The organism is Bacteroides sp. HMSC067B03 (assembly GCF_001811315.1).
Classification (GTDB): Bacteria; Bacteroidota; Bacteroidia; order Bacteroidales; family Bacteroidaceae; genus Bacteroides; species Bacteroides faecis.
The window spans coordinates 20,490-27,397 of sequence record NZ_KV804246.1 but is presented as its reverse complement, the minus strand read 5'-3'; the positions used below and the strand labels follow the sequence as shown (position 1 = coordinate 27,397).

Annotated in this window: 3 protein-coding genes; 2 read left to right on the top strand and 1 reads right to left on the bottom strand. The window is 47.8% G+C overall.

What is annotated here, in order from left to right:
• Positions 1–91: 91 nt before the first annotated feature.
• Positions 92–733, bottom strand: coding sequence for a carbohydrate-binding family 9-like protein (locus HMPREF2794_RS01415; RefSeq protein ID WP_010536068.1), 642 nt, complete (start codon positions 731–733; stop codon positions 92–94).
• A gap of 111 nt (positions 734–844) precedes the next feature.
• Here HMPREF2794_RS01415 and HMPREF2794_RS01410 point away from each other — a divergent pair, with 111 nt between their 5' ends.
• Together HMPREF2794_RS01410 and HMPREF2794_RS01405 are read left to right on the top strand one after the other, a co-directional pair.
• Complete coding sequence (locus HMPREF2794_RS01410) at positions 845–4,909, top strand: hybrid sensor histidine kinase/response regulator transcription factor (protein WP_070750693.1); 4,065 nt, start codon at positions 845–847, stop codon at positions 4,907–4,909.
• Between the two features lie 304 nt (positions 4,910–5,213).
• Entirely contained in the window at positions 5,214–6,749 is a 1,536-nt protein-coding gene (locus HMPREF2794_RS01405; protein WP_070750691.1) for a sulfatase family protein, read from the top strand.
• The last annotated feature ends 159 nt before the right edge of the window (positions 6,750–6,908 follow it).

The window sequence follows — 6,908 nt, the reverse complement described above, 5'->3', positions numbered from 1 at the left end:
AAAAAGGTTGTGCCAGCGTTTTGACACAACCTCTACTTTTTTATAGAGGATGACGCTACTATATCTTTCTATTCAGACTTATGCTACCGGCTTATTCGAACTCCAGCGAGCCGAAGAAATCGGGACGGTGAAAATCTGGTTTCTCTATCTTTATCGGGTTCCATGACAAGAAATGAGGAGTTTGCAGCTCATCACCGCATTTATAGAAATTAGCTTTCACTTCTTTTCCGTCCAGAGACTCAATCTGATGCTTAAAGAACACCTTATAAGGAATAATCAGAGCGACTTCCCAACTCGTATCCTCCACACGTTCTTCGAAAGGCTCATTGCCCAGACTGGACCACCGCTGTACAAGCCCCGTTATTTCTTTCGGAGCATGCTCCCGACCGTTACGGGCCGGTCCGGCACCAATCAGAATCGTTCCGATGCAATTGCATTCTATATTGTAATAGATTCCGTCGCCTGCCGGAATGGAAAAGAACTCCACACAAGAATCAGTCCATACAGAGCCATTATCTTCTCCATATTTGGCGCGCACACTCTCTTCTCTGACTTTGAAATGCAACAGAATAGAATCTTTAGTGTGGGCAATCCGGAAACTTACCTTGGGTTTATAGGGATATTCAGCCCAATTGACGCACTGAACCGACTGGAAATCTATCTTTTCCTCATCAAATAATTTAGGAAGCGAACAAGCCTCTACATTAGCAGAACTAATTTTCTTTACTTTCATATATCTTTCGTTTGGAGGATACAAATATAGTTACTTTCTCCTAATAAGGTTCCCGAAAACCAAATAAAAACAATATATTTGCCATTAGTAATACCTTAAACAGCCGAATTAGTGAGAAAAGTAATCCTTTTATTTCTGTTATTTTTAAGCGTAACTGCTGTCCGCACGTTAGGACAAAATATTACTTTCAGCCATTTGACCACAGACGACGGACTTTCTCAGTTTTCTGTCAACAGCCTATATATTGACGAACGGGGCATTATATGGGTAGGTACGCGCGAAGGGCTGAACCGTTATAACGGTAACGACATCAAAAGCTTCAAGCTCAAAAAGAATGATCCAAACAGCTTGTTCAGCAATACCGTGCTCCGTATCACAGGCAACAAGAACGGCAAAGTTTATCTGCTTTGCACCGACGGAGTAGCCGAATTTGATATGACCACTCAAAGGTTCAGGACATTGCTTCAAGGCAATGTGGACGCTATCTACTACAACGAGAAGCTATACATCGGAAAGAGGGAGGAAGTATTCGTATTCAACGAAAACACGAACAACTTCGACCTTTACTACCACCTCGCCGGCAAAGACATCACACTATCCTGCCTCCATCTGGACGAGAAGAAAAACTTATGGATGGGAACCACCAGCAACGGCGTTTACTGCCTGTCGGAAGACAAACAACTCTCTCAGCCTATCACGAAAGGAAACATAGCAAGCATCTACGAAGACTCCTCCAAGGAGCTATGGATAGGTAGCTGGGAAGAGGGATTATACCGTATCCGGACCAATGGCGCCATCGAAAACTTCCGCCACGACCCGAAGAACCCGAACAGTATATGCTCCGACTTCGTCAGAAGTTGCTGCGAAGACAATCTGGGTAATCTATGGATCGGAACCTTCCACGGACTAAACCGTTACGACAAAAGCACGGGACAGTTCCAGCTTTATACCGCCAATGACAACAAACCCGACGGACTTACCCACTCTTCCATCTGGTGCATCGTGAAAGACGAACAGGGTACACTGTGGCTGGGGACTTATTTCGGCGGTGTCAACTATTTCAATCCGGAATATGAGATCTATACCCGCTATAAAGTGGGAGACACAGAGAAAGAAGGACTGAGCAGCCCCATCGTCGGCAGAATGACGGAAGATAAAGACGGTAACTTATGGATTTGTACCGAAGGCGGCGGAGTAAATGTCTACAACCGGAAAAACAATACCTACCGCTGGTATCGCCACGAAGAAGGCAAAAACAGTATCTCGCACAACAATGTCAAAGCAATCTATTACGACCGGGCACAGGAGATTATGTGGATCGGTACGCACTTGGGAGGACTAAACAAACTCGACCTGCGCACGAACCGTTTCACCGTCTACCGGATGAAAGCGGGCGATCTGAGCACACTGCCCTCGGACATTGTCCGTGATATCGTACCTTACGAAGACAAACTGATTATCGCCACACAAAACGGAGTATGCCTCTTCCATCCGGCAACAGGCACCTGCGAACATCTTTTCAAAGACACCAAAGAAGGCAGAAATATCAGCATGGTAGCCAACCTCTATATCGATAAAGACGGAACGCTATGGATTTCCGCTACCGGAGAGGGTGTATATTCCTACCGCTTCGACACCGGCAAGCTCACCCATTATGCGCACAATCCCGCCAATCCGAACAGCCTCAGCAACAACAATGTCAACAGTATCATGCAAGACAGTAACGGCAATCTGTGGTTCTCCACTTCCGGAAGCGGGCTCGACCGTTACCGCAAGGAAAGCAACGACTTTGAGAATTTCGACGTACAGAAAGACGGGCTATCCAGCGATTGTATCTATGAAGTATTCGAGTCATCCATACAGAAAGGAGACCTGCTGCTGATTACGAATCAGGGATTCTCCCAGTTTGACTACCCACAGAAGAAGTTCTACAACTACGGTACCGAGAACGGATTCCCGCTGACTGCCGTCAACGAGAACGCATTGTTCGTGACACATGACGGAGAAGTATTCCTCGGCGGTATCCAGGGAATGATCTCTTTCTGGGAAAAGAAACTGCACTTTACCCCCAAGTCTTACAGCATCATCCTTTCCCGTCTGCTGGTCAACGGAAAGGAAATCACCGCTGGAGACGACACCGGTATTCTGAACCAGTCCATCGCCTATACATCGGAAATCAGTCTGAAAGCCGACCAGTCCATGTTTAGCATAGAATATGCCACTTCCAACTTCATCCCTGCCAACAGGAATGAAATCGTTTACCGCCTCGAAGGCTTCTCTGACGAATGGAATCATACTGACCGCAAACAGACGCTTATCACTTATACCAACCTGAACCCGGGCAAATATACGCTCGTCATCAAATCGGACGGAGACGGCATCGAAGCTGCCCGACTCCTGATCCGCGTATTGCCGCCCTGGTATGAGACGTGGTGGGCTTATCTGATTTATACCATTTGCACTGTCAGTCTGCTGTGGTATCTCATTCAGAACTACAATTCCCGCATCAAACTGCGTGAGTCACTGAAGTACGAGAAGAAGCATATCGAAGACCTCGAAGCACTGAACCAGTCGAAGCTGCGCTTCTTCACCAATATCTCCCACGAGTTCCGTACTCCGTTGACACTGATCGTAGGGCAGGTAGAGACGCTGTTACAGGTGCAGACATTCACGCCTAATATATATAATAAGATATTAGGCATATACAAAAACAGCCTCCAACTGCGTGAACTGATTACGGAATTGCTCGACTTCCGCAAACAGGAACAGGGACACATGAAGATTAAAGTCAGCCGGCACAATCTGGTAAACTTCCTGTACGAGAATTATCTGTTATTCCTGGAATACGCCAGCAGCAAGCAAATCAACTTCAAGTTCAACAAACAGTCGGATGATATTGAAGTATGGTACGACCAGAAGCAAATGCAGAAGGTAGTGAACAATCTGCTGTCGAACGCATTGAAGCATACAAAGGCGGAAGACACCATCTCCATCAACGTATCGCAGGAGAACCACTCTGTCATTATCGAAATAAAAGATACGGGCACGGGCATCGCTGCCGCTGAAATAGATAAGATATTCGACCGTTTCTATCAGACCGAACGTCTGGACTCCCTGAATACGGGAACCGGAACCGGTATCGGACTGGCATTGACCAAAGGTATTATCGAACTCCATCACGGCACCATTCGGGTAGAAAGCGAACCGGACAAAGGCAGCAGTTTCATTATCACCCTCAAACTGGGCAACAAGCACTTCACCGATGAGCAAATAGTGCAGGAATCTACGGATGACAGCATCCGGCAACAACCGGAAACCTTTGTGCCGTCAGTAGAAATACTGCCCGACTCCGGATGGAAGGAGGAAGAAAACAAACGCATCGAGGATGCCAAAATGCTGATAGTAGAAGACAACGAATCCATCAAACAGATGTTAGTAAGCATCTTCGAGACTTTCTATCAGGTCACTACCGCTTCTGATGGAGAAGAAGCCATGGAACTGATACAGAAAGACATGCCCAGCATCATACTAAGTGATGTTGTCATGCCGCGTATGTCGGGTACGGAACTCTGCAAGCAGATCAAGACGGATTTCAATACCTGCCACATACCTGTGGTGTTGCTGACGGCACGCACGGCAGTAGAACACAACATTGAAGGACTGAAAATCGGTGCGGACGATTATATCACCAAACCGTTCAACACCAACCTGCTGATTTCCCGTTGCAACAATCTGGTGAACTCACGCCGACTGCTGCAAGAGAAATTCAGCAAACAGCCACAAGCATTTGCCCAAATGCTCGCTACCAACCCAATGGATAAAGAAATGCTGGACCGTGCCATGGCTATCATCGAACGTCATCTGGACAACACAGACTTCAATGTGAACATCTTCGCACGGGAAATGGGCATGGCACGTACCAATCTGTTCACGAAACTGAAAGCCGTCACCGGCCAGACACCGAACGACTTTATATTAAGTATCCGTCTCAAGAAAGGAGCCGTCATGCTGCGGAACAATCCGGAGCTGAACATTACGGAAATTTCCGACCGGATCGGTTTCTCTTCTTCCCGCTATTTCAGTAAATGCTTTAAGGAGATTTACCATGTCAGTCCGCTTGCCTACCGCAAGGGTGAAGAAAAAGAAGAAGAAGGAGACGAAGAAACGGACCAATAACCTGTAAACAGGTAAGCAAGTAGCATTTGAAACGGGAGAACCTATGCCAAAGTAGTTCCCGCCTATTGGCACACTTGTGCCACGCCGTTGGCACGACCGTGCCATCGTAGTGGCACAGCTGTGCCAACAGCGTGGCACAAGCTCCGGGCTACGATGTCAGGAAAAGGCATCCGTAGCCCCGGAACATTTAACCTCTATCTTTAGAATGGACTATTTTGTATCTCACCTGTACATTCCTGCTCAGTCATTTCCGCCAATCCTCTTATCTTTGTGTTCAGTAGTCACTCCATAAAAAAACAACATTATGAAGAATGTCTCACGTTTACTGCCGCTATTGCCCGGTATGGCCCTGCTGACCGGATGCAATCAGAAGGTACAAAAAGACAATAGACAAAACTCCCCAAAGCCCAACATTATTTATATATTCGCGGACGACCTCGGCATAGGCGACCTTAGCTGCTACGGAGCAACAAAGGTCAGTACCCCGCATATCGACCGCCTTGCCGGACAGGGAGTACAATTCACCAACGCTTACGCAACCTCCGCCACCAGCACCCCGTCCCGCTTCGGGCTGCTCACCGGAATGTATCCGTGGCGACAAGAAAATACCGGTATCGCCCCCGGAAACTCGGAACTGATTATCGACACCGCCTGCGTCACAATGGCCGATATGCTGAAAGAAGCAGGCTACGCTACCGGAGTTGTCGGCAAATGGCATCTCGGACTCGGTCCGAAGGGAGGAACCGACTTCAACGGACGAATTACCCCCAACACCCAGAGTATCGGCTTCGACTACGAGTTTGTGATTCCGGCAACCGTAGACCGTGTCCCCTGCGTATTCGTAGAGAACGGGCACGTGGCAGGGCTCGACCCGAACGACCCGATTACCGTGAACTATGACCACAAAGTAGGCAACTGGCCTACGGGAGAAGAAAATCCGGAACTCGTGAAATTAAAGCCCAGTCAGGGGCATAACAACACGATTATCAACGGTATCCCCCGCATCGGCTGGATGACCGGAGGCAAGTCCGCCCTTTGGAAAGACGAGGACATCGCCGACATCATCACCGATAAAGCAAAGAACTTCATCGCTTCCCACAAAGAAGAACCTTTCTTCTTATATATGGGTACACAAGACGTACACGTACCGCGTGTACCACATCCCCGCTTTGCCGGAAAGAGCGGTCTGGGAACCCGTGGCGACGTGATCCTGCAACTCGACTGGACAATCGGAGAAATCATGAACACCCTCGACAGCCTCCAGCTGACGGACAATACCATCTTTATATTCACCAGCGACAACGGTCCCGTCATCGACGACGGTTATCAGGACCAAGCTTTCGAGCTGCTCAACGGACATACCCCAATGGGCATTTACAGAGGTGGAAAGTACAGCGCCTACGAAGCCGGAACCCGCATTCCGTTTATCCTCCGCTGGCCTGCCAAAGTGAAACCGAACAAGCAGCAGGCTCTCTTCTCACAGATCGACGTGTACGCATCGCTTGCCGCCCTGCTGAAACAACCGCTGCCGAAAGGTGCGGCTCCTGACAGTCAGGAACATCTGAACACTCTTTTGGGAAAAGACGACGCCAACCGTGAATACATCGTACAGCAAAATCTCAATAATACGCTCGCCATCGTGAAAGGACAATGGAAGTACATCGAACCGAGTGACGCACCCGCCATCGAATACTGGACAAGAATGGAACTTGGCAACGACAGGCAACCCCAACTGTACGATTTATCCTCCGATCCATCGGAGAAAAACAATGTGGCGAAACTGCATCCGGAGGCCGTCAGAGAGCTGTCTGAGCTACTTAAATCGGTAAAAACAAGATAACTTATGAGAATAGCAGATTTGTATTATTTTGTATCAATCTTGAATAATTCTATCCATATGAGAACAATCAATGCGTATATCTTTGCCATCGTAAACTCAACAAAATCACTTAATTTTTAATATATGAAAAAACATCTATCCAACCAGACTAGAAAAAGG